The sequence below is a fragment of the Pseudoalteromonas sp. Z9A5 genome (genome assembly GCF_011378875.1).
Classification (GTDB): Bacteria; Pseudomonadota; Gammaproteobacteria; order Enterobacterales; family Alteromonadaceae; genus Pseudoalteromonas.
The window spans coordinates 1-2,367 of record NZ_WTLC01000091.1 but is presented as its reverse complement, the minus strand read 5'-3'; the positions used below and the strand labels follow the sequence as shown (position 1 = coordinate 2,367).

Here is a 2,367-nt window from a genome sequence, read left to right as displayed (position 1 = left end):
CAGTAGTGAAACGAAACAGCGCCGATGATAGTGTAGCATTTGCTATGTGAAAGTAGGACATTACCAGGCTTCAAATTGTAGAAAGCCCGAATCTAGCGATTCGGGCTTTTTTACGTCCGCAGAAAAGTGGAATGTGGTGAAATAACGCACAACTCACACCTACACTCCCATTAATATCCCTTATTTCATTCGACTTCAGCTCATGACCCACTTTCAATAAGCCCACTTAGCTCAACAGTCTCAGCAATAGCGCGATACTAATCAGCTTGAGAATGATAGCGCGGTATTTATATTGTAACTCTCCATGCTCTGGGCACTAAAGCATTCAACTGCGTAGTGCACCAGCTTCAAATTGTAGAAATCCCGAATTCAACGGTTCGGGCTTTTTATATCGATTCGGTTAAATAAGTGGTCTATTTTGAGGTAAGAAAATCGTGTCGACAACAAGGCAAAAATTTCATTATTTAGTTGTTCTATATTAGACATTTTTAACGCAGTTAGCGTCAGGTTTAATCCCTCAAATTGATTAAGTATTATTGCGGATTGGTATTACTTCTGCAAAAAAGTTAAACGTGGGTAGATGGCAGATAGAATCTACTCTCGTCATCCTCAATTATGCTTATAAATATCTCAATGCAAAGCTAAGCTACTTTCTCAATGATAGCGTAGTATTTTCACTAATCGCGATAAGTACGAGAGAATTCTACTGCGTAACGCACTAACTTCACATTTAAAACCCTTTTTAAAGGTTGGCTTTCTCTGTATTTGAAAATAGTTCTTTTTATATTAATAATTAAATAAAGAGGTACAAATAAGGATGAAAAGTAATCTTTTACATTTCGGTTTTTGGCAGCCACATTCGATTAGGGTATGATAGTGCTTAATTGAAACAGTAAATCGGATAACGATGAATCAGTTAAGTGCTAAGCAAAATATTCAAGCAATTGTCAAAGCTATTAAAACAGAGGAAGTATTATTACGTGAAAAGCATCCGTTGCTTGCTCACCAAAATACGCTAGGTCTAGCTATACTATTATTATCGCTAGGGGCTTTGATTGGTGCTGGGGTTTTATATTATTTAACAATTATACCAGCTTGGGTATGTATTATATTAGCAGCGATTGCTACATCTATTTCTCATGAGCTTGAACACGATCTGATCCATAAACAGTATTTTAGTAACCTACCATTTATGCATAACTTTATGATGTTAACTGTATGGCTAATGCGCCCTAATACAGTAAGCCCATGGTTTAGGCGTAAAATGCATTTACATCATCATAAAACGTCTGGCACTCAACAAGACTTAGAAGAACGTTTAGTTGGCAACGGTATTAAAAATCCTTTTTTACGTGCTGTTGTTATTATGGATGGATTATTAGGGCTTACTATTAACGCTAAGCGTTTTAAAAAAGAAATTGATGGGTTTAGTTTCTTTAAGGTATTTAATGCGGGATTTCCAATAGCCACTTCGTATTTTATTGTTTTGTATAGCGTAATAATCTTTAATATTGCTGATTTATTTATTCCGCTTACGTTAAATTCACCAGAATGGTTATTGAATACAATGAACGTATTTGAGTTTTTGATGGTGGTATTAATTATTCCAAATATTATTCGTTCAAGCTCGCTTAATTTTGTGACTTCAAGTATGCACTATTACGGTGGTGTTAATAATATGCTTGAACAGACTCACGTATTAACGAGCCGTTTGTTTATGCCATTCCACCTTTTTAGTTTCAACTTTGGTAAAACGCATACAATCCATCATTTTGTGCCCAATCAGCCATTTTATTTACGTCAAATGCTGAGTGAAAAAATACTTAAAGTTATGGCTCAACATAACGTACGCTTTAATGATTTTGAGAGTATTAAAAACGCAAATGCATACAATCCTAATTAAAAAATTGATTGCCTAGTTAGCTAACAACTTAATTAATTGCATTATTTTTGTATCTAAACTGATATAAAAATTCATTTATTAAGTTTTAGCTAACGGTATAATTAAATTTAGTAGTGAAGGTACATTAATTTGAATTGAACCACTAACCACTAACCATTTAAAGCTGCTGTGCTTTAAAAAAACTTCGATATACTTTCTTATCTAAGCCTATTTATAGACAGGTAAGCATTTTCTCACTTACATCAGAGAGACTTACTTTATTAATAATTATTACCGCTATTTTATTATCTGCTTTTGCATTTATTGATAACACCAAGTAAGTTAATCAAATATTTGAACTGATTAAGTTTACTTTATGAGGATTAATACTTCAGGGCAAGAGCATGAAAAAACACTATAAATTCAATACCTTTTCAAGATAAGCTGTACTGCGCATCGCTTTCTTCTGCTTTGCTGGCATACCT

1 protein-coding gene is annotated in these 2,367 nt (G+C 33.8%); it reads left to right on the top strand.

Annotated features, from left to right (window positions below; translation table 11 throughout):
• The first annotated feature begins 907 nt into the window (after window positions 1-907).
• Window positions 908-1,903, top strand: coding sequence for a fatty acid desaturase (locus GQR56_RS21085; protein WP_166115328.1), 996 nt, complete (start codon window positions 908-910; stop codon window positions 1,901-1,903).
• Window positions 1,904-2,367: the final 464 nt, after the last annotated feature.

Coding starts and splice junctions, on each gene's coding strand:
- GQR56_RS21085 (WP_166115328.1), top strand. CDS start 908: ATGAATCAGTTAAGTGCTAAGCAAAATATTCAAGCAATTGTCAAAGCT.